Annotated in this window: 20 protein-coding genes; 16 read left to right on the top strand and 4 right to left on the bottom strand. The window is 46.1% G+C overall.

Going from position 1 to position 20,679, the window contains the following annotated elements:
- Positions 1-181: 181 nt before the first annotated feature.
- Positions 182-1,654, bottom strand: coding sequence for an aminoacyl-histidine dipeptidase (locus BS19_RS06160; protein ID WP_038174043.1), 1,473 nt, complete (start codon positions 1,652-1,654; stop codon positions 182-184).
- 464 nt (positions 1,655-2,118) lie between these two features.
- On the opposite strand from BS19_RS06160, the gene vcdP reads away from it, so the two are divergent.
- The 15 genes from vcdP (at position 2,119) to pgpA (ending at position 15,246) form a co-directional block, all read left to right on the top strand.
- Positions 2,119-2,205: a small protein VcdP gene (vcdP, locus tag BS19_RS20780; protein ID WP_483855390.1), complete on the top strand. Its 87-nt coding sequence runs from the start codon at positions 2,119-2,121 to the stop codon at positions 2,203-2,205.
- Between the two features lie 467 nt (positions 2,206-2,672).
- Positions 2,673-3,962, top strand: coding sequence for an NCS2 family permease (locus BS19_RS06155; RefSeq protein ID WP_038174042.1), 1,290 nt, complete (start codon positions 2,673-2,675; stop codon positions 3,960-3,962).
- A 228-nt stretch (positions 3,963-4,190) separates the two neighbouring features.
- Positions 4,191-4,655, top strand: a complete 465-nt coding sequence (gene gpt / locus BS19_RS06150; protein WP_038174041.1) for a xanthine phosphoribosyltransferase — start codon at positions 4,191-4,193, stop codon at positions 4,653-4,655.
- Between the two features lie 99 nt (positions 4,656-4,754).
- Positions 4,755-6,002 carry an esterase FrsA gene (frsA, locus tag BS19_RS06145; protein WP_038174040.1) on the top strand — a complete coding sequence of 416 codons (1,248 nt, stop codon included), beginning with the start codon at positions 4,755-4,757 and terminating at the stop codon, positions 6,000-6,002.
- A 100-nt stretch (positions 6,003-6,102) separates the two neighbouring features.
- Entirely contained in the window at positions 6,103-6,492 is a 390-nt protein-coding gene (gene crl / locus BS19_RS06140; RefSeq protein WP_038174039.1) for a sigma factor-binding protein Crl, read from the top strand.
- Between the two features lie 166 nt (positions 6,493-6,658).
- Positions 6,659-7,792: a glutamate 5-kinase gene (gene proB, locus BS19_RS06135; RefSeq protein ID WP_038174038.1), complete on the top strand. Its 1,134-nt coding sequence runs from the start codon at positions 6,659-6,661 to the stop codon at positions 7,790-7,792.
- 12 nt (positions 7,793-7,804) lie between these two features.
- Positions 7,805-9,055, top strand: coding sequence for a glutamate-5-semialdehyde dehydrogenase (locus BS19_RS06130; protein ID WP_038174037.1), 1,251 nt, complete (start codon positions 7,805-7,807; stop codon positions 9,053-9,055).
- A 104-nt stretch (positions 9,056-9,159) separates the two neighbouring features.
- A complete protein-coding gene (gene nrdR / locus BS19_RS06125; protein WP_038174036.1) occupies positions 9,160-9,609 on the top strand; it encodes a transcriptional regulator NrdR in 450 nt (149 codons plus the stop codon).
- Positions 9,610-9,621: 12 nt separating this feature from the next.
- Entirely contained in the window at positions 9,622-10,728 is a 1,107-nt protein-coding gene (gene ribD / locus BS19_RS06120; protein WP_038174034.1) for a bifunctional diaminohydroxyphosphoribosylaminopyrimidine deaminase/5-amino-6-(5-phosphoribosylamino)uracil reductase RibD, read from the top strand.
- A 2-nt stretch (positions 10,729-10,730) separates the two neighbouring features.
- Entirely contained in the window at positions 10,731-11,381 is a 651-nt protein-coding gene (locus BS19_RS06115) for a riboflavin synthase (protein WP_038174033.1), read from the top strand.
- A 58-nt stretch (positions 11,382-11,439) separates the two neighbouring features.
- Complete coding sequence (gene ribBA / locus BS19_RS06110) at positions 11,440-12,549, top strand: bifunctional 3,4-dihydroxy-2-butanone-4-phosphate synthase/GTP cyclohydrolase II (RefSeq protein ID WP_038174032.1); 1,110 nt, start codon at positions 11,440-11,442, stop codon at positions 12,547-12,549.
- Positions 12,550-12,719: 170 nt separating this feature from the next.
- On the top strand, positions 12,720-13,190 hold the full coding sequence (ribH, locus tag BS19_RS06105; RefSeq protein ID WP_038174031.1) for a 6,7-dimethyl-8-ribityllumazine synthase: 471 nt from the start codon (positions 12,720-12,722) through the stop codon (positions 13,188-13,190).
- Positions 13,190-13,657, top strand: coding sequence for a transcription antitermination factor NusB (gene nusB / locus BS19_RS06100; protein ID WP_038174030.1), 468 nt, complete (start codon positions 13,190-13,192; stop codon positions 13,655-13,657). The genes ribH and nusB overlap by 1 nt, the downstream gene beginning before the upstream one ends.
- A 107-nt stretch (positions 13,658-13,764) precedes the next feature.
- Positions 13,765-14,736, top strand: a complete 972-nt coding sequence (thiL, locus tag BS19_RS06095) for a thiamine-phosphate kinase (protein ID WP_038174029.1) — start codon at positions 13,765-13,767, stop codon at positions 14,734-14,736.
- A 6-nt stretch (positions 14,737-14,742) separates the two neighbouring features.
- Positions 14,743-15,246, top strand: coding sequence for a phosphatidylglycerophosphatase A (gene pgpA, locus BS19_RS06090; RefSeq protein ID WP_038174028.1), 504 nt, complete (start codon positions 14,743-14,745; stop codon positions 15,244-15,246).
- Positions 15,247-15,323: 77 nt separating this feature from the next.
- On the opposite strand, the gene BS19_RS06085 is transcribed toward pgpA, so the two are convergent.
- From BS19_RS06085 to map, 3 genes are all read right to left on the bottom strand, one after another.
- The gene (locus BS19_RS06085) at positions 15,324-15,707 is read right to left on the bottom strand and encodes a DUF3461 family protein (protein ID WP_038174026.1); all 384 of its coding nucleotides are present in this window, start codon (positions 15,705-15,707) and stop codon (positions 15,324-15,326) included.
- Between the two features lie 139 nt (positions 15,708-15,846).
- Positions 15,847-18,468, bottom strand: a complete 2,622-nt coding sequence (gene glnD, locus BS19_RS06080; protein WP_038174025.1) for a bifunctional uridylyltransferase/uridylyl-removing protein GlnD — start codon at positions 18,466-18,468, stop codon at positions 15,847-15,849.
- 161 nt (positions 18,469-18,629) lie between these two features.
- The gene (gene map / locus BS19_RS06075) at positions 18,630-19,508 is read right to left on the bottom strand and encodes a type I methionyl aminopeptidase (protein WP_038174024.1); all 879 of its coding nucleotides are present in this window, start codon (positions 19,506-19,508) and stop codon (positions 18,630-18,632) included.
- 351 nt (positions 19,509-19,859) lie between these two features.
- Between map and rpsB the strand changes: the two genes are divergently transcribed.
- Positions 19,860-20,588 carry a 30S ribosomal protein S2 gene (rpsB, locus tag BS19_RS06070; protein ID WP_038174022.1) on the top strand — a complete coding sequence of 243 codons (729 nt, stop codon included), beginning with the start codon at positions 19,860-19,862 and terminating at the stop codon, positions 20,586-20,588.
- The last annotated feature ends 91 nt before the right edge of the window (positions 20,589-20,679 follow it).

Raw genomic sequence — 20,679 nt, 5'->3', positions numbered from 1 at the left:
ATGGTTTCCCCTGAGAAGCTCCAAGGTCGGCGAATGTATCAGCCTTATTTATCAGTGACTAACGAAAATAAATCACCGTTACGACAAATAAAATTTATCCTTAGAAGGGGCGATAACGATAAAGCCAGCGAGATTCGCTGGCTTTATTGATAAGATTTTCTAAGTCAAAGTTAACGGTGAATTAAGCTTTTTCAGGGATGGCTTCAAGCAGGGCAACCATCTGATCCCAGAAAAGAGACACAGTATCAATTTTTACTTTTTCATCCGGAGAATGAGGAAACTTGATAGTTGGGCCAAACGACACCATATCCATCGTTGGGTAGGGCTCTTTAAATAGGCCACATTCAAGACCAGCATGGATGACCATGATGTTAGGTTTGTGTCCATAGATGCCTTGATACATATCACGAAAAATGGCCATGATTTCCGAGTCTGCATCAGGCTTCCAACCAGGGTATGCGCCCGAGAACTCGATTTGTGCGCCAGCAAGTTCAGCCACTGAAGTCAGCATTCCTTCGACTTGTTGGCGACCAGAGTCAATCAATGAGCGAACAAGGCAAAGTACGTTGATCGTATCCTTGTCTGTAGTGATCACACCAACATTCAAAGACGTTTCTACGACACCTTCGATTTCATCACTCATGCGAATGACGCCGTTAGGGCAGGCATTCATTGCGGCGATAAAGCGTTGCTGATCCGCGATAGAAATCACCTGATCATCGCTCTCAAGCGCTTGGTTGAAAGAGACAATGTCCGTCTCTACCTTGCCAAGCTCCGATTTGAGTAGCGAAGTATAGAACTCAAAGAGTTCTGCCAGCTTAGCTTCGTTTTGTGCAGGGACGGCAACCGTCACAAAGGCTTCTCGTGGGATGGCGTTTCGTAGACTGCCACCTCGGAATTCGATCAAGCGCAGATCGAGCTCTTGAGCATGGCCTGCTAAAAATCGTGCGACTAATTTGTTGGCATTACCGCGACCGGTATGGATATCACAACCTGAGTGGCCGCCTTTCAAACCTTTAAGGATCAGCTGACGAGTCACAAAGCCTGCAGGTAATGGCTCACGTGTGATTGTAAAGGACATTTTCCCATCAATACCACCAGCACAGCCCATGTAGACTTCGCCTTCTTGCTCTGAGTCAGTGTTAAGCAGAATATCACCGTCTAGCCAACCGGCCTCAAGACCAAAAGCGCCAGTCATGCCAGCTTCTTCATCAATGGTCAACAACACTTCGATAGGGCCATGTTTGATCTCTTTCGATGCCAGAACTGCAAGACAAGATGCCATGCCAATGCCGTTATCTGCCCCAAGTGTGGTGCCTTTTGCCGTTACCCATTCACCATCAATATAGGGTTGGATTGGGTCTTTAACGAAGTCATGGTCGGTGTCTTCGTTCTTCTGTGGCACCATATCGATATGGGCTTGAAGTACGACAGCTTTCTTATTTTCCATTCCTGGCGTGGCTGGCTTTTTGATAAACACGTTGCCAGTGGGATCTCGACGAACGTCAAGATTTTGCTCGGTTGCCCAGTTGACGATGTATTGCGCTAACGCTTCTTCATGCTTTGAAGGGTGTGGAATAGAACAGATCTTATCGAAAAACTGCCATAATGAAGCGGGTGATAAGTTGCTAATTTCAGAATGGAATTCAGACACGGATGACTCCTTAAAAATAATAATGCCAGATCATGACGAGGTAATGTTGTCTATAAATAGAACAAAAACCCGCAGATGGCCTATTGATGAGAGAAGAGCAGAATAGCATTCACCGCGAGTTGGGTGTAGTAAAAGCACTGAGTAAATCTCGAGTCATTATCACAGAACCGATAATCACATCATGAGCCAATCCGGTTAATAGGCGTAAGTCGTGTCGAAACGGTCAATGAATAATTGATATTCTTGTAATTAAATTACATAAAAGGTCTGGTTTGAGTCTGTTTATGAACTTTTTGTGATCTTCATCACTTTAATGGTTGTAATAAAATTTCCATGAGGTATATTAGTAACCAACTTCGATAGCGAAGAAAAAATGCTCAAAGGATGAGTCCGATTTGTCGCCTCCAGGGAACCGAGAAATCAATGTATTTAATCTGTTTTAATTGATTTAGAAGGTGATAGTTATGAAAGGTTTACCAAGTGCAGCATTTTGGTTAAACAGCTCTGTTTATACCAGCAGCTTTACTTACCCAACAAGCTTCGGTTACTAACCCATAAGCTTGTCTCGAACAGTTTTGTTCAACCCCTATTATTGGAATTTATTTACAGCGTTTATTTGCTGACATGATTCAACCGCCACTCAAATTGAGTGGCGTTTTTTTATCTCGATATACCCCCCCTCAGTTTACTGCTAGTTTCTCCAAACTGGCTTTATTGTGCGAATAATATTCGTATAAGCACCTATCAGCCTTGATTGAACGAGCGTTAACAGCGCTGAAAGTTTAAAACATAGTGCAAAAAAACATCATTTGAATAGTTACTTCAATTACACCTTTACTTGCTGAAACATAAACAAAAATGAGATTTATATCACGCAGTTATGTGTTTGAAAGGTTCATTTATAAATAGAAATATTGATTAGAGTCATAATTCTATCTGGAATTTACTATTTGATGACTTTATAATTCGTGCCAATCGATTACGCAACCGTTTACTTTTTACCCTTTAGGATTTGATCATGTTCGAAAAACTGTTCAAGCTCAGTGAACACGGCACCAACGTCAAAACTGAGATCATCGCAGGTATTACCACCTTCCTGACGATGGCTTATATCATCTTTGTTAACCCTGCGATGCTGGCAGACACTGGAATGGACAAAGGTTCGGTATTTGTCGCCACCTGTCTTGCTGCAGCGATTGGCTGTTTCATCATGGGATTTGTTGCTAACTACCCAATTGCACTGGCACCTGGTATGGGGCTAAATGCCTTCTTCACCTACGGAGTGGTGCTAGGAATGGGACACACTTGGCAAGTCGCACTGGGTGCGGTGTTTGTCTCAGGCCTGCTCTTTATGGCGTTGAGTGTCTTTAAGGTTCGCGAATGGATCATTAACTCAATCCCGATGTCATTACGTACGGGGATCTCGGCCGGTATTGGTCTTTTCCTTGCGTTTATCGGCTTGCAAAACTCAGGTATTGTGGTGGATAACCCAGCAACATTGGTTGGCCTTGGGCATATTACAGGTCTTCAACCAGCCTTGGCGGCATTGGGCTTTTTCCTTACCATTGGTCTAGTATACCGAGGCGTACGTGGTGGCGTGATGATTGCTATTTTGATCATCACAGCGCTAGGTTTGATGCTGGGTGATGTTCAATGGGGTGGTGTGATGTCGACGCCACCAAGTATTGCTCCAACCTTGATGCAAATGAACATCGCAGATGTGTTTGAAGTGGGTATGATTTCTGTCGTATTTGCTTTCCTATTTGTCGACCTGTTTGATACGGCTGGCACTTTAGTTGGTGTTGCAACAAAAGCAGATTTGATTAAAGAAGACGGCAAATTACCTCGTTTGAGTAAAGCGCTGCTGGCTGACTCTACCGCCACATCTGTCGGAGCTATGTTAGGTACTTCAAGTACGACTTCATATGTAGAATCTACTGCCGGTGTTGCTGCTGGAGGGCGCACAGGCCTGACTGCGGTTGTGGTGGGTGTGCTATTCCTATTGGCACTATTCTTCTCGCCATTGGCAGGAATGATTCCAGCTTATGCTACTGCTGGTGCACTGTTCTACGTCGCCATTTTGATGATGTCAGGCCTAGTGAGTATTGATTGGCGCGACTTAACAGAAGCGGCTCCTGTCGTGGTCACTTGTTTACTGATGCCACTGACTTACTCGATTGCGGAAGGTATTGCGCTTGGCTTTATCTCTTACGCAGCAATCAAACTGCTAAGCGGTAAAGGTCGTCAGGTGTCGATCAGTGTTTGGGTACTCTCGGCAGTATTCATCATTAAATACTTGGTGGCGTAACGCCGCTGTGTAGTGACGCCGAATCTTATTCGCGAGCACTATCGCCATAATCATGTGATGGTTATGGCGATATTTTTTATCCCAAATAAATTCGCCATTGGTATTGTAGAGCGGCTGCGTTAAAATAATCGTTTGCGTAGCTTTTCCCCTCACTTGCTTTAGGCAATCGTCAGTGTGTATTGGCGTTATTTTGGGGTTGCAGACTTTATCAATTATTAGGTTATTACAATGGCTAAGAAATTCATTATCACTTGGGATCAAATGCACGCATTTTGTCGTGAATTGGCAGAGAAACAGATGCCAGCAGAACAATGGAAAGGTATTTGGGCTGTGAGCCGTGGCGGTCTCGTTCCTGGTGCCATTCTTGCGCGTGAACTCGGCATTCGTCATGTCGATACGATTTGTATCTCAAGCTACGATCATGATCATCAGCGTGATATGACGGTAGTGAAAGCACCAGAGGGCGATGGTGAAGGTTTTCTTATCGTTGAAGACCTAGTCGACAGCGGTGACACAGCACGAAAATTGCGCGAAATGTACCCTAAAGCGAAACTGATTGCCGTTTGTGCTAAGCCTGCAGGTATGGAGTTACTCGATGATTATGTTGTCGATATCGCACAAGATACGTGGATTGAGCAGCCGTGGGATATGTCAATTCAGTACGTTGAGCCAATTAATCGCAAACAAAAGTAATTGATTGAGCAACAAAGCAACGATTTCTTGATAAATGACCCTTTATTGGGTCATTTTTTTTATTACTATTTATCAAACCCCATTATTTAGGTCGTATCCATGTCCGAGGAAGTAAGCAAAAATCTCTCTGAAACTCTGTTTGTTAAACATAAGCAGGCGAAAGAGACCTCTGCTTTGACTCAATATATGCCCACTAGTCAGACGTTTTTAGAGCAAAAACAGCAGCAAGATGGCTACCGATGGTATCGCAACTTGCGTCGTATGCAGTGGGCATGGCAGGGGCTTGATCCGATAGAGATTGAATCAGTATTGGCAAAGATTGCTGCCTCAAAACACTCTCGCACCAATGAGCAGTGGCTCGATACAGTGATGGGCTATCACAGTGGAAACTGGACCTATGAATGGACCAAGCTGGGCATGTTACATCAAAAGCGTTCGAATGAATTTAAAGGCGAACAGGCCGCTGATGAAATGTTCAACGCATCACTTTGTTTTAGTATCGCGGGCTATCCACATTTAAAAAATGATAACTTGGCTACTCAAGCGCAAGTATTGGCCAGTAGCGCTTATAGTGAAGCGGCAAAAAAAACCAAGTACACCATTAAACGTCTAGAGATCCCTTACCAGAAAAAACACATTGTGGCGCACCTGCATCTGACCAAAACCGATAAACCTCAACCTGTGGTGATCGTAACGGCGGGGCTAGATAGTTTGCAAACTGACTTGTGGAGTCTGTTTCGCGACCATTTGGCGAAAAAAGATATCGCGATGCTGACCGTCGACATGCCATCAATCGGGCATAATGTTCATTGGAATCTAACGGAAGATACGTCGCGCTTGCACCAGGCTGTGCTAAATGAACTGTATAACATTCCTTGGGTTGACCACCATAAAGTCGGCCTGATTGGCTTTCGTTTTGGCGGCAATGCCATGGTGCGCCTCTCATTTATGGACCCGGACAAAATCAAAGCATGTGTGTCATTAGGTGCACCTATCCATGATGTGTTGTCGTCGCCAGAAAAGCTCAAACAGATGCCCAAAATGTATCTTGATGTCTTAGCATCTCGGTTGGGAAAATCGGTGGTTGATATTCATAGCTTGGCTGGTCAATTGATGGCTTGGTCATTAAAAGTTCAGGGGATTTTATCTAATCGTAAAACTCGTGTGCCGATTCTGGCCATGAGTTTAGAGAATGATCCCATCTCGCCATTTAGTGATAACCAAATGGTCGCGTTGTTTAGTGATTATGGTAAAGCGAAGAAAATCAGTGCAAAAACAATTACACAAGGGTATGAGCAATCCCTCGATTTAGCGATAAAGTGGTTGGAAGATGAGCTAATGAGATGACATTTCTGCTAATTTAGATGACACTTATTTAAACGTACTACCCAAACTATCAGGTCCTGGGTTGCGTATAACAATAAGTCAATGAATATGGAGATTCATTATGTCTGAGCAGATCAAAAGTCCTACCCATTACCGTTTGTTATCAACATTAAGGGCCATTGGTCCTTATTTACGCGAATCACAAAGCCAAGAAGGCGACTACCTTTTCGATTGTTTATCGGTGTGCGTTAATGATAAAAAATCACCCGAACAACGTGAGTTTTGGGGCTGGTGGTTAGAATTAACCGCTAACGAGCAAGGTTTTGAAGCTCGTTACCGTTCTGGCCTGTATGATGTGACGGGAGACTGGAAAGACAAAGCCTTACCCAAAAAAGCACTCGCCGATGTGACTCGTACTCAAGAAGTGTTCCACCAAAAGCTGATAGATACCTTGAAAAAAGAATTTGATATTGCGGTGGTCATGCATGAAGAATCGGTTGAATTCGTCTAGATTTTTCAGCTTATAGTTGTAATTCCCCAAAAAGGCGCTTTTTAGCGCCTTTTCTACTTGTGAATTTGTCAGTTGATTGCTAAAACATCAGGTCTAATCAATCTTTGGCGCCAATGTGTGGCAAATAAGATCGTGACGATTTTTAATTTTTCATAGTAGAAAGGCAATGAATCAAAAAAGCGGAAAAGCACCACAGTTACAGACCGTGGTCGTTAAACTCGGTACGAGTGTTTTAACTGGTGGCACTTTAGCATTAGACCGAGCTCACATGGTTGAGTTGGTTCGCCAGTGTGCAGAACTGAAAAAGCAAGGTCACTCTGTGGTGATGGTTTCGTCTGGCGCAATTGCGGCAGGCCGAGAGCACCTCGACTACCCCGCATTGCCCAACTCTATGGCAAGCAAACAGTTATTGGCGGCCGTTGGCCAAAGCCAGTTGATTCAAGCATGGGAATCCTTGTTTGCGATTTATGGACTCAAAATTGGCCAAATGTTGCTAACGCGTGCTGATCTTGAAGATCGTGAACGTTTCCTTAATGCGCGAGATACCATTAATGCTTTGGTTGGCAACGGCATCATCCCGATCGTCAATGAAAACGATGCGGTGGCAACCAGTGAAATCAAAGTGGGTGACAACGATAACTTATCCGCATTAGTCGGTATTTTGTGTGGTGCAGACAAACTGCTGCTGCTGACCGATCAAAAAGGCTTATTTACCGCCGACCCACGTAAAGACCCTAATGCTGAGCTGATCAAAGAAGTCAAAACCATTGACGACACTCTGCGTAAAATTGCTGGTGGCAGTGGTACTACGCTGGGTACGGGCGGAATGGCGACTAAGTTGCAAGCGGCAGACATCGCACGTCGTGCGGGGATCGAAGTGATTATTGCCGCAGGCAGCGCGCCGAATGTGGTGTTTGATTCTCTTAGCGACAGTCCACAAGGCACTCGTTTTCTACCGTGCGAAGAAGCGCTTGAAAATCGTAAGCGCTGGATTCTTGCGGGGCCAGCGGCATCGGGAGACATCATGATCGACGATGGTGCGGTCAATGCCGTTGTCGCTAAAGGCAGTAGCTTGCTAGCAAAAGGCGTTATTCACGTTGGTGGTCAATTCGCCCGCGGGGATGTGGTGCGAGTCACTAATCGCCACGGCAAGCTGATCGCTCGTGGTATTGCGAGCTATTCAAGTCATGACATGGCCAGAATCGTCGGTAAACACAGTAAAGATATTATTGGAATATTAGGTTATGACTACGGCAATCAAGTGCTGCATCGTGATGATATGGTCGTAATTCAGGAATAAAGGACAATATACATGCAATTGATTTCTATGGGTAAAGCAGCGAAAGAAGCGGCTTTCCAACTAGCAACGGCATCAACGGCGCAAAAGAACCAAGCACTGGCCATTATTGCCGATGAACTTGAAGCTAATGCCGAGACAATTTTGGCGGCTAACGCCAAAGACATTGAGAATGGTCGCAAAGCAGGTTTAACTGATGCCCTGTTAGATCGACTGCTGCTCAATAAATCGCGCTTAACGGGCATTGCCAATGATGTGCGTAATGTTATTAGCCTTAATGACCCGGTGGGCAGTGAGCTTGACAGCAAAGTGCTTGAAAATGGTATGTCTCTTTCACGTCGCCGAGTGCCGCTTGGCGTGGTTGGAGTGATTTATGAAGCGCGGCCAAATGTCACCATTGATATTGCTGCTTTGTGTCTAAAAACCGGTAACGCGAGTATTCTCCGTGGTGGTAAAGAGACCTTTTTCTCCAATATGGAATTGGTCAAAGTGATTCAATCCGCGTTGGCAAAAGCGGAGTTACCTGCCGCGTCGGTGCAATACATTGAAAAGCCAGATCGTGAACTGGTTTCTCAACTGCTTAAGTTGGACGATTATGTTGACATGATCATTCCACGAGGTGGCGCAGGCCTGCACAAAATGTGCAAAGAAAACAGTACTATTCCTGTGATTATTGGTGGGTTTGGTATCAGCCACATCTTTGTCGATGACAGCGCAAATCTAGAGAAATCACTCGATGTGGTAGAAAACGCCAAAGTGCAGCGTCCTTCGGCATGTAACTCGCTAGATACACTGCTAGTGCATGAGAAAGTGGCCGCCGAGTTTTTATCGCTTATCGTTGAGCGTATGAATGATAAAGTTAGCTTCGTGGCTGAACCAAAAGCGCAAGCGCTGATGTCAGCAGCAACACAACTTCGTCAAGCGGGAGACGGTGACTTTGATACCGAATGGCTCGCTTACACTTTAGGCGTCAAGGTGGTTGCGGATGTGAAAGAAGCCATTGACCACATGCGCGTACACAACGCCAGTCACTCAGATGCGATCATGACCGATAGCTTAGAAAATGCCGAGTTATTTATTAACTCAGCGGGTTCTGCCGCGGTGTATGTCAATGCATCAACCCGTTTTACCGACGGTGCTCAGTTTGGCCTCGGCGCTGAAGTTGCGGTATCAACCCAGAAACTGCATGCACGTGGACCAATGGGGCTTGAAGAGCTCACTAGCTACAAATGGGTCGGTAAAGCAAACTACTTGCCGCGTAGTTAACAGATCTGGTTAAACATTGATTGAAAAGGGGGCTATCTAGCCCCTTTTGCTTTTCTTAGCTTTAGTTAATCCGGTAAACTATCCGACATAGTTTTGGAGGTGATATGCATTGTCCTTTTTGTTCTGAAAACGACACCAAAGTGATCGACTCGCGTTTGGTTGCCGACGGCCATCAGGTCCGCCGTCGTCGGCAATGTTTAGCGTGCAGCGAGCGCTTTACGACATTTGAAACCGCGGAATTGGTAATGCCAAGAGTGATTAAATCCAATGGCAACCGAGAGCCTTTCAATGAAGATAAAATGGTTGGTGGTCTGCAGCGAGCGTTAGAGAAACGCCCGGTCAGCGCCGATGCGGTTGATGTGGCGATCAGCATGATCAAATCACAGCTTCGTGCGACGGGTGAACGTGAAGTGTCGAGCGAAATGATAGGTAACTTAGTTATGGATCAACTCAAAGAGCTCGATAAAGTGGCGTACATTCGTTTTGCTTCGGTTTACCGTAGTTTTGAAGATATTCGTGAATTTGGCGAAGAAATCGCAAGACTAGAAGATTAATTGGACAGCGTAATGGCAACCTTTACTGCTACAGATTATCAGATGATGTCGCGGGCTATTGAGCTGGCGAAAGGCGGCATCTACACCACGGCGCCAAACCCTAATGTAGGGTGTGTGATTGCCAAAAATAGTGACATTGTCGGTGAAGGCTGCCACTTTCGTGCGGGTGAACCTCATGCTGAAGTGCATGCATTGCGCATGGCGGCGGATCAATCGATCGGCGCAACGGCGTATGTAACATTAGAACCTTGCTCTCACTATGGACGAACCCCACCTTGTGCCGAAGGGTTGATCAAAGCGCGCGTGGCGAAAGTGGTATGTGCGATGCAAGATCCCAACCCCCAAGTTGCTGGGCGCGGCATTCAAATGTTGCGTGATGCCGGAATTGAGGTTGAAGTTGGGCTACTTGAAGATCAGGCTCGGGCACTGAATCCTGCGTTTATCAAACGTATGCAAACCGAGATGCCGTTTGTACAACTAAAAATGGCGGCAAGTCTTGATGGGCAGACCGCACTAGCCAACGGTCAAAGCCAATGGATAACGGGGGCTGAAGCGCGCAAAGATGTCCAAGCTTTTCGTGCGCGCAGCGGCGCCATTTTATCAACGAGCCAAACGGTCATTGACGATGACGCCTCGCTTAACGTGCGTTGGAGTGAACTGCCCAAATATGTGCAAGCACAATATAATCCTACCGATGTGCGTCAACCTAAGCGTGTGATCTTAGATCGTCAAAATAGACTGACATCCGCGTTAAAACTGTTTCACACTCCAGGTGAGCGCGTGATTGTTGCTCCACAAGGTGACATTTTTGCGCCATTGAATAACGATCAACGTATTGATCTTAACGCTCTGTTTTCCACGCTTGCCACTCAACACAACATCAATCACCTTTGGGTTGAGGCTGGTGCAACTCTGGCAAGTAGCTTAATTACTGCTGATTTAGTCGATGAACTGGTGCTTTACTTGGCACCCAAAATCATGGGCAGTGATGGCCGAGGCTTACTCGGTGCACTTGGTTTAGAGGCGATGGAGCAAGTGATTGATCTCGATATTAAAGATATTCGACAAGTGGGTAAAGATATCCGCATTATCGCCACTATTAGCCAAAAAGAATCGTAACTATGTTTACAGGTATTATTGAAGCTGTTGGTACGCTGGCAGCCATTACGCCAAAAGGCGAAGATATAAGTGTCACGGTTGAGGTCGGTAAGCTGGATATGTCCGACGTAAAACTAGGAGACAGCATTGCCACTAATGGTGTCTGTTTGACCGTGGTTGACTATAGCGACAGCCATTACAGTGCAGATTTGTCGTTAGAAACGTTGCAAAAAACGGGCTTTGCTCACTATCAAGTGGGGGATAGCGTCAACTTAGAAAAAGCCATGTTGCCAACCACTCGATTTGGCGGACATATCGTGTCTGGTCACGTCGATGGTGTGGGTGAAATCGTTGAGCGCAATAGCGTTGGTCGAGCGATAGAATTTTGGGTCGCGATGCCCGCCGAAATCAGTAAATATGTCGCGGAAAAAGGATCAATAACGGTGGACGGTATTAGCCTGACGGTTAATGCACTGCGTAAAAACGCGTTAAAATTGACGATTGTTCCGCACACCGGAGACGAAACAACCATCGCTGATTTTCATGTTGGCCGTAAGGTCAATCTAGAGGTCGATGTGTTGGCGCGTTATATGGAACGCCTACTGACCAGCCAGTCAGAGCAGCCACAATCAAACATCACCATGGAATTCTTACAACAAAATGGATTTGCTTAGGTTAGCGATTATCTAACCGACTCGATTCGCCGCAGACGCCAAGAATAGGAAGACAATTATGCCAATTAGTACGCCACAAGAAATTATTGAAGATATTCGTTTGGGTAAAATGGTTATCTTAATGGATGACGAAGACCGAGAGAACGAAGGCGATTTGATCATGGCTGCCGAGCACGTTACACCGGAAGCGATCAACTTTATGGCGATGCATGGTCGTGGCTTGATCTGTCTGACAATGACTAAAGAGCGTTGTGAGCGCCTTGGTTTGCCGCCAATGGTGCAAGATAACAATGCGCAGTACACCACTAATTTTACCGTTTCAATTGAAGCGGCCGAAGGCGTCACCACCGGGATTTCAGCGGCCGATCGTGCGCGCACTGTTCAGGCGGCTGTCGCCAAAGATGCCAAGGCTGCCGATCTTGTGCAGCCAGGTCACATCTTTCCTTTAGCGGCGCAAGAGGGTGGCGTATTAACCCGTGCTGGTCATACCGAAGCTGGCTGTGATTTGGCGCGTTTGGCGGGTTTTGAACCGGCCGGCGTTATTGTCGAAATTCTTAACGATGATGGCACCATGGCGCGTCGTCCAGATCTCGAAATCTTTGCTGAAAAGCACAGTATTAAGCTCGGTACGATTGCTGATCTTATCGAGTACCGCAATAATACCGAAACCACGATTGAGCGCGTTGCTGAGTGTCATTTACCGACCGAGTTTGGTGACTTCAACTTAGTGACTTATCGCGACATCATCGATAACCAAATTCACTATGCGTTGTGTAAAGGCGAGCTGAGTAAAGAAGCGCCATTGGTACGCGTTCACTTGCAAGATACGTTTACCGATCTACTCCATAGCGATCGCAACGCAGAGCGCAGTTGGACACTGGACAAAGCAATGCAACGTATTGGCAGTGAAGGGGGGGTCTTGGTGATTTTGGGCAATGAAGAGTCAAGCGAACTGTTGATTCACCGCGTGAAAATGTTTGAAGCACAAGATAAAGGTCAAGCGCCGACGTTAGCCAAGAAGCAGGGAACATCACGCCGCGTTGGTGTTGGCTCGCAGATTCTGGCCGATCTTGGTGTCCACGATATGCGCTTACTCTCGTCAGCGAGCAAAAAATATCATGCGTTGGGCGGTTTTGGCCTCAATGTGGTGGAATATGTGAGCGACTGATCGTTTCGGCTTAATCGTATCTGAGGGCAAAGGTCACCATCATTTGCCCTTTCGGTTTTCGCTCTGTTGTTAACACGGTGAGTAATGCTAAATTTCCATTAGATATTGCTCACAGAATTGTGCTAGAATCCGGCGATTCTCACTTGATGAATATAGTTAAAGGAAGGCTTATGAAAGTGATCGAGGGTGGCTTCCCAGCGCCAAACGCAAAAATTGCTATCGTTATTTCTCGTTTCAACAGTTTTATTAACGAAAGTCTATTGTCTGGTGCAATCGATACTTTAAAACGCCATGGTCAAGTTAGCGAAGACAACATTACCGTAGTTCGCTGCCCTGGTGCAGTTGAGTTACCTCTTGTTGCTCAACGTGTCGCGAAAACCGCTAAATACGATGCGATTGTTTCGCTTGGTACGGTAATTCGTGGCGGAACACCACACTTTGACTATGTTTGTAGTGAATGTAATAAAGGTCTTGCACAAGTGTCTCTGGAATACAGCCTTCCAGTTGCGTTCGGTGTACTGACTGTTGATACTATTGATCAAGCTATTGAGCGCGCGGGAACCAAGGCTGGTAATAAAGGTGCAGAGGCTGCACTAAGCGCACTTGAGATGATTAACGTTCTTTCAGAAATCGATTCCTAATGGGGGCCAGTGTGAAACCAGCCGCACGTCGTAATGCACGTCGATTCGCTTTGCAAGCGATCTACTCTTGGCAAATTACTAAAGAAAATGTTGCTACGATTGAAGAGCAATTTTTGTCAGGTGGTAAGTATGATGAAGAAGAACATCATGCTCAAGAACCTGCACTTTCTGCTCCAGACACAGATGTTGCATACTTCCGTGACCTACTAACAGGTGTTGTGCTAAGTCACACAGAGCTAGATTGTAAAATTCGTCCATACACTGCGCGTCCAATGCAAGATTTGGACATGATGGAGCTTGCTCTGTTGCGTCTTGCTATGTATGAAATGACACGTCGCGAAGATGTCCCTTATAAAGTGGTCATCAACGAAGCGATTGAACTTGCTAAAGTCTTCGCTGCAGAAGATAGCCACAAGTTTATCAACGGTGTGCTAGATAAAGCCGCACCGCACGTACGTAAAAAATAATCGTCCAAGATTATAAAAGGTCAGCAATCGCTGACCTTTTTTATGTCTAGTGTATTTTAATACCAACCTCGACAGACAAGTTGGTACAAGTTGTAAATGGTCACGCTATGCCTGGTGAATTTAATCTGATAGAAAAATACTTTGTGGGTCGGCAAAAACAGCGCAAAGATGTCTTGCTTGCCGCCGGTGATGATTGCGCCTTAGTTAAGGTGCCTGACAATCTCTCTGTCGCCATTAGTACCGACACTTTGGTCGCTGGTACCCATTTTCTTAGTGAAGCGAATCCGGCTTGGGTCGCGCACAAAGCCCTATGCTCCAACATCAGTGATCTTGCTGCGATGGGCGCAACGCCAGCTTGGGTATCACTTGCCTTAACAATGCCGACACCCGATGAAACTTGGCTAGCACCATTTTGCGAGGCGTTCTTTGAATTGGCGGACTATTACGGTATTCAGCTGATTGGTGGAGACACCACCAAAGGGCCGCTGAGCGTGACGCTAACCGTACAAGGTTTGGTTGATGCGGACAAAGCGCTGCGTCGAGATGGTGCTCGCGTTGGCGATTGGGTCTATGTCACGGGCAACCTCGGTGACAGTAAAGCAGGGTTAGATGTCATCTTGGACCCCCAACGCCGCAGTACACCGTTTGCCGCAGAGCTTGAACAACGTCATTATTTATCAACCCCAAGAGTATTGGCCGGACAAGCATTGCTTAATCTGGCTAGTTCAGCGATTGATATCTCGGACGGCCTGATTTCCGACATTAAGCATATCGCTAAGCGCTCTGAGGTTGGAGTAAGCCTTGACGTTAGCACACTTCCTGTTTCTAATGAGTTGGTTCAGTTTTTAGGTTGCATGACCAAAGCGCAACAATACGCATTAACCAGCGGGGAAGAGTATGAGCTTTGCTTTACACTCCCAGAGCAGAACAAAGGCTCCATCGAAAGTGCGTTGGCGCACTGTGGCGTCAAGGCGACTTGCATTGGACAAATTCGCCCATCAGGTACTTTTGAACTGCATAATAAAGGTCAAGCGATAGATTGGTCTTTAAGCGGTTATGATCACTTTACTCAGCAGTAGCTCATTATGACAAATCCATTATCACTCATCTCATTAAAAAATCCCTGGCATCTACTCGCGACTGGCTTTGGTAGTGGATTGTCACCGATTATTCCGGGCACGATGGGCACGTTAGCCGCAATCCCTTTCTATTTACTGTTAGTTCAACTGCCGCTCTCTTGGTATCTGGTGGCAGTGGTGGTTGCATCACTGTTCGGCATTAAGATATGTCAGGTTACCTCGGATGATATGGGCGTACACGATCACGGTAGCATCGTGTGGGACGAATTTGCTGGTTTTTGGATTACGATGCTAGTGGTGCCATTATTCAATTTGAATCCGATCGATTGGAAGTGGTTAGTGACGGGATTTGTCTTGTTCCGTTTTTTCGATATGGTGAAACCGTGGCCGATTGGTTGGCTTGATAAGCGCGTCCACGGTGGCCTAGGTATTATGATCGATGATATTGTTGCTGGCGTGATGGCGGGCATAGTGCTTTATTTCGTCGGACAATACGCAGGTTGGCTTTAACCTTTAATGACCAACGTAATCGACGCAAATAAAAAGGGTTGACGCTATTACGTCAACCCTTAATCGTTGTTTCGCTTCTATTTAAGTTTCGCTAAATCTGATTCAATTTCAGCAATTTTGCTCGAGACCACTTTTTCTAAATGACGTAAATCAGAGAGGATTTTCTGTTTGACGTCTGTTTCTGTTGGTTTTTCTGGTTTAGTGAGCTTGTTCAGTTCGTCGATCACTAGGGTAAGATTGCGGTTTATTTCCGTGATCTCTTTGTATTGATGACTGCCGCTATCGACGAGAACATTCTTAATCTGGCGGGGATATTTGAATTTGACGCTTTTCGCAAACAACTCACCTTTTTGTTTGTGAAAATAAATCTTTAACACATCCTTGTGCGCTTCTTGACGAAGGGAATAGCGCTCAATTTGTTTAGGATCGTGAATACCTAAACCTGTGAGGTGTGGATACATAGGCTACCTCTATTGTGTTGTAGTAATATTCTCTGGCCAAACCGGCCAGAGAATGACCAATCAATTATTAATGTAGCAGTCTATGATCGTGGTAGACAGTGCTTTTTCAAGCAAGTTAATAACTTGTGCTCTTGATCGCCTAAGGTGCTAGTTCCGCAACGTTTTTTATCAGTTTTTCGCACAGCTCGAGCTGTTCCTCTTCCGTTAGCTTGCCGCCATTTTGACTGGTGATAATGAACAAATCTTCGGCACGTTCACCAATGGTAGTAATCTTTGCTGCATGCAAGTGGATATTGAGCTGAGCAAAGGTGGCGCCAACCGTTGCCAGTAAACCGGGTGTATCAAGGGCGACGAACTCAAGTAAGGTACGTTTCTTACTCTTAGTCGGCAGGAAGTCGACTTTGGTCTTTACCTTGAAATGTTGCAAATTTCGCGGAATACGGCGCGTTTTAATTTTGGTTGGTCGGCCATCTTCTAATACATGTGTGAGATGTTTGATCACGGCTTTGTGGCGACTTTCATCAATGACTTCACCATGTTGATCGAGCACCATAAAGGTATCGAGTACATAACCGTCTTTGCTAGTCATGACCTGTGCATCGTGAACGTTTAAGTTACGGCGGTCGAGCTCGGCAACCACGGACGCAAACAGCGCGGGTTGATCTTTGCTGTAGACAAACACTTCCGTGCCGCCACGGGTCGCTTTCTTGGAAATGAGTACCAATGGTTGCGCGTGATCTTGATGGCGCAGTAGATTGCTACAGTGCCAGGCGATCTGTTTGTGGGTATGTCGCAAGAAGTAGTCGGCTTTAAAACGTTGCCACAACACCTCAATCTCGCGGGCATTAAAGCCTTCTTTACGCAGTTGGGCTGAAGCCAGTTGCTGGTTATGACGAATGCGATCGCGCACATCGACCGGGTTCTCTAATCCTCGACGCAGTGCCCGCTGGGTTGAATAAAACAACTCGGCGAGCAGGGTGCGCTTCCAACTGTTCCATAGCTCTGGGTTGGTGGCACAAATATCCGCCACGGTTAGGCAGACCAAGTATTCAAGATACTCTTCATCGCGAACTTGTTTGGCAAATTCGGTGATCACTTCAGGATCATAGATATCGCGTCGCTGGGCGGTCACGGACATCAAAAGGTGATGGCGCACTAGCCAAGAGACCAATTTCGCCTCAGGTTTTGATAATCCGTGCTCAAGACAAAAGTCATACGCTTCACTTTCGCCAATGACGGAGTGATCGCCGCCGCGCCCTTTGCCGATATCGTGGAAGATTGCCGCGATGATCAATAACTCTTTTTTCTGTAAGCGCGGGTAGATTTCGCAGCAAATTGGGTGTTTATCGTGATTGCTGGCGTAGCCGAATGTATTGATGTGTTTCAGTAAACGGACACTGTGTTCGTCAACGGTATAAACATGAAATAAGTCGAACTGCATTTGGCCAACAATTTGGCTCCATTGAGGCAAGTAAGCAGCTAATACGCCGAGTTTGTGCATCAAACCAAACGCTTTATGCAGCGCATTTGGGTGACGACAAAGGTCGAGAAACTTCTCCCGCGCTGCTGGAATGGTGTGTAAGAACTTGTTTAAACGTCGTCGAGCGGTGCGCAGTTGGCGCATGGTCGGTGGCGCAACCCCTTCAATACTTGAGTCATTGGCAATGTGCAAAAACATATCCAAGATGGTTTCTGGACGAGCCTGAAACAGTGCTGGCTTACGCGCTTCAATCAGATGACCGCGACGAAGGAAATCATCACTGAGAATTTCAGGCTTCGCTTCCACGCCATTATCTAATATTGCTTGGTCAAACAACTTGAGCAGCATTTTATTGAGCTCAGCCACGCGGCGCAGCGTGCGGTAGAACTCCTTCATCATCATCTCAACGGCGCGGTTGCCTTCGCCGACATAGCCTAGGCTCTCTGCCACTTGCGCTTGATGGGCAAACGTCAGGCGGTTGTCGTAGCGTTTAAGTTCGATATGCAGTGCGAAACGCACCCGCCATAAGAAGTCTTGGCATTCGACCAATTCACGGTATTCGGCATCGGTTAAAAAACCATAATGGCTCATTTCGAATAGAGAGGTCGCACCAAAGTGGCGTCGAGCCACCCAACTTAAGGTATGGATGTCACGCAGACCTCCTGGCGTCGATTTGATGTCGGGCTCAAGGTTATAAGTGGTGTCGTGATAGCGCGCATGACGGTTGCGTTGCTCTTGGACTTTGGCTTTGTAGAACACTTCACTTGGCCAAAAGGATTCGGAATGAATCACCATTTGGAGCTGATGAAAGGTCTCTTCACAACCGCAGAGTAAGCGCGATTCTTGCAAGTTGGTTGCGACGGTTAAATCGTCTCTGCCAATTGCAGCACACTCTTCAACGCTGCGCACTGCATGACCGACTTCAAGTCGCAGATCCCACAATAGGGTGATGAATTCACTGACTTTACTGGCTAATGACTCTGGCAGGCCTTGGCGTGAGACGATTAAAATGTCGATATCCGAAAGAGGGTGCAACTCTCCTCGGCCATAACCACCCACGGCGACCAAACTGAGGTTAGGCTGTGAGGAAAAACCAAAATGTTGCCATAGGCGATTGAGGAGTAAATCGATATATTCAGCGCGTCCGAGCACCAAATCGGTGACGGGATGGTGAGCGAGAAACTCTTGCTTTTGAACGTCAGCAAACTTTTCCAATTGTTGTTTCAGTTCACTAATAACGATTTGTTGATCTGAGAGTGTCAGTGGTGATTGTAAAGGCATACAGCGAATCCATGCAAAATAGTCCTGTTGCGAACTAATCTATCAAAGTGCGTTACCAAGCTAAATAGCTAAACCCATTTTGTGGTTGTTTTACTGTCGTGCACTTGGTCGACCGATAAAAAATATCCCCGCCAGAGCGAGGATATGGAATGTTTAGATGATTAGGCGTTATTCATTAGGCGTGGAATGGTGTCATCGCTGCGTAGTGTCAGTACCTCACAGCCATCACGAGTCACAACGATAGTGTGCTCGTATTGCGCAGATTTTTTACCGTCACCGGTGTAGACCGTCCAGTCATCTTCTGCATCGACCGTAACCCCAAACTTACCCGCGTTGATCATTGGCTCAATGGTGAAACACATGCCTTCTTTCAATACACGGCGATCGCTGTTTTTGTAGTGAACGATTTGCGGTTCTTCATGGAATTCATTGCCAATACCATGGCCACAGAAATCTTTTACAATCGAGAACTTGTTACGTGGGTTCTTTTTGTTGTTCTCTTTGATGTATTTTTCAATCGCACTGCCAATGTCGCCAACGGTTGCCCCAGGTTTGACTTTACGCATTCCTACGTAAAGCGCCTCTTGAGTCACCATGCACAGACGTTTATCTGCAGCTGAAACATCACCGACCAAGAACATCTTAGACGTGTCGCCGTGGTAGCCTTCTGGACGTACGCTTAGGTCGACCCCTTCTTCATTGGGGATAATAACCGTAATGTCGACATTGATGATGTCGCCACTTTTCAATACGGCAGGTTTGAGTTGACCATTACTTCCCACTTCGTCTTGCTGGGCTGGAATGCCGTGACAGACAATATGGTTAATCGACGTACAGATAGATTTAGGAAATCCATGATAATCAAGCGGAGCCGAATAGGCGCCTTTTTCGATCCCGTAATCGTGACAGATTTGGTTTAGCTCATCTGTCGTCACACCCTCTTTGATGTGTGGTTCGATCATTTCTAGGATTTCAGCGGCCAACGCGCCCGCGGTTCGCATACGTTCGATTTCTTCAGCTGTTTTAATCTTGATTGACATTGGCTTTCTCTACTTAGCTCTTTATACCTCTTGGTACGAATGGCCGCATTCTAACAGGAAGAGGACATAATGAGAATTATTCTTCATCGACACCTAGTACGTAAAAGGGGCAAAAGCGTTCAGTTGCGGTTTTTTTTCTAGCCATAGTGGGTCAAAATATGGTATAAAGCGCGCCGGAAATGTGGTCTGTTGTCTCTAGTGAAATTCTATTTTATTGGCGAAGCCGATTACTTCCAACTAACTTATATCTTTAAATCACACACATTCCGTCACATATTCCGGGGTGCTAGGCAGAAGCCTAGTCGGAGTTATGGGGGATGTGGAGGCCTAACCCCAATAGAGGATTTTAAAATGGCAACTGTATCAATGCGCGATATGCTTAAAGCTGGTGTTCACTTCGGTCACCAGACTCGTTACTGGAACCCAAAAATGAAGCCATTCATCTTTGGCGCTCGTAACAAAGTTCATATCATCAACCTAGAAAAAACTGTACCAATGTTCAACGACTCTCTAGCTGAACTAGCTAAAGTAGGCGAGAAGAAAGGTAAGGTTCTATTCGTAGGTACTAAACGCGCTGCATCTGAAGCTGTTAAAGAAGCTGCTATCGCAAGCAACCAGTACTATGTTAACAACCGCTGGTTGGGCGGCATGCTAACAAACTACAAAACAGTTCGTCAGTCAATCAAGCGTCTAAAAGAACTTGAAGCTCAAGCTCAAGACGGTACTTTTGATAAACTAACTAAGAAAGAAGCTCTAATGCGTACTCGCGAAATGGAGAAGCTAGAGAAATCTCTTGGTGGTATCAAAGATATGAGCGGCCTACCAGACGCTCTATTCGTAATCGATGCTGATCACGAACACATTGCGATTAAAGAAGCGAACAACCTAGGTATCCCAGTATACGCTGTGGTAGATACTAACTCTAACCCAGACGGCGTTGACTACATCATCCCAGGTAACGACGACGCGATCCGTGCGGTACAGCTATACCTTAACGCTGCTGCTCAAGCGGTAACTGAAGGTCGTAATAAAGACGTTGCTGTAGCGGCTGAAAAAGACGGTTTCGTAGAAGCTGAATAATAGCTGGCTCCAAGTCACACTTAGTTTATGTGCCATCTAGTTGTCGCATTAACTAAGTTATAGTTATCAACAGGGGCCGACATTATTGGCC

The sequence above is a fragment of the Vibrio pacinii DSM 19139 genome, assembly GCF_000711795.1.
GTDB lineage: Bacteria > Pseudomonadota > Gammaproteobacteria > Enterobacterales > Vibrionaceae > Vibrio > Vibrio pacinii.
Note: the sequence above shows the minus strand (reverse complement) of the source record. Positions and strands in the feature narration are given on the sequence as shown.

What these genes read in the sequence shown, in the direction of transcription:
- proB (WP_038174038.1), top strand. Translation starts at nt 6,659, where the DNA reads ATGAATCAAAAAAGCGGAAAAGCACCACAGTTACAGACCGTGGTCGTT.
- BS19_RS06085 (WP_038174026.1), bottom strand. Translation starts at nt 15,707, where the DNA reads ATGTATCCACACCTCACAGGTTTAGGTATTCACGATCCTAAACAAATT.
- glnD (WP_038174025.1), bottom strand. Translation starts at nt 18,468, where the DNA reads ATGCCTTTACAATCACCACTGACACTCTCAGATCAACAAATCGTTATT.
- crl (WP_038174039.1), top strand. Translation starts at nt 6,103, where the DNA reads ATGTCTGAGCAGATCAAAAGTCCTACCCATTACCGTTTGTTATCAACA.
- vcdP (WP_483855390.1), top strand. Translation starts at nt 2,119, where the DNA reads ATGAAAGGTTTACCAAGTGCAGCATTTTGGTTAAACAGCTCTGTTTAT.
- ribD (WP_038174034.1), top strand. Translation starts at nt 9,622, where the DNA reads ATGGCAACCTTTACTGCTACAGATTATCAGATGATGTCGCGGGCTATT.
- nrdR (WP_038174036.1), top strand. Translation starts at nt 9,160, where the DNA reads ATGCATTGTCCTTTTTGTTCTGAAAACGACACCAAAGTGATCGACTCG.
- ribH (WP_038174031.1), top strand. Translation starts at nt 12,720, where the DNA reads ATGAAAGTGATCGAGGGTGGCTTCCCAGCGCCAAACGCAAAAATTGCT.
- gpt (WP_038174041.1), top strand. Translation starts at nt 4,191, where the DNA reads ATGGCTAAGAAATTCATTATCACTTGGGATCAAATGCACGCATTTTGT.
- BS19_RS06130 (WP_038174037.1), top strand. Translation starts at nt 7,805, where the DNA reads ATGCAATTGATTTCTATGGGTAAAGCAGCGAAAGAAGCGGCTTTCCAA.
- map (WP_038174024.1), bottom strand. Translation starts at nt 19,508, where the DNA reads ATGTCAATCAAGATTAAAACAGCTGAAGAAATCGAACGTATGCGAACC.
- ribBA (WP_038174032.1), top strand. Translation starts at nt 11,440, where the DNA reads ATGCCAATTAGTACGCCACAAGAAATTATTGAAGATATTCGTTTGGGT.
- frsA (WP_038174040.1), top strand. Translation starts at nt 4,755, where the DNA reads ATGTCCGAGGAAGTAAGCAAAAATCTCTCTGAAACTCTGTTTGTTAAA.
- thiL (WP_038174029.1), top strand. Translation starts at nt 13,765, where the DNA reads ATGCCTGGTGAATTTAATCTGATAGAAAAATACTTTGTGGGTCGGCAA.
- pgpA (WP_038174028.1), top strand. Translation starts at nt 14,743, where the DNA reads ATGACAAATCCATTATCACTCATCTCATTAAAAAATCCCTGGCATCTA.
- BS19_RS06155 (WP_038174042.1), top strand. Translation starts at nt 2,673, where the DNA reads ATGTTCGAAAAACTGTTCAAGCTCAGTGAACACGGCACCAACGTCAAA.
- BS19_RS06115 (WP_038174033.1), top strand. Translation starts at nt 10,731, where the DNA reads ATGTTTACAGGTATTATTGAAGCTGTTGGTACGCTGGCAGCCATTACG.
- rpsB (WP_038174022.1), top strand. Translation starts at nt 19,860, where the DNA reads ATGGCAACTGTATCAATGCGCGATATGCTTAAAGCTGGTGTTCACTTC.
- nusB (WP_038174030.1), top strand. Translation starts at nt 13,190, where the DNA reads ATGGGGGCCAGTGTGAAACCAGCCGCACGTCGTAATGCACGTCGATTC.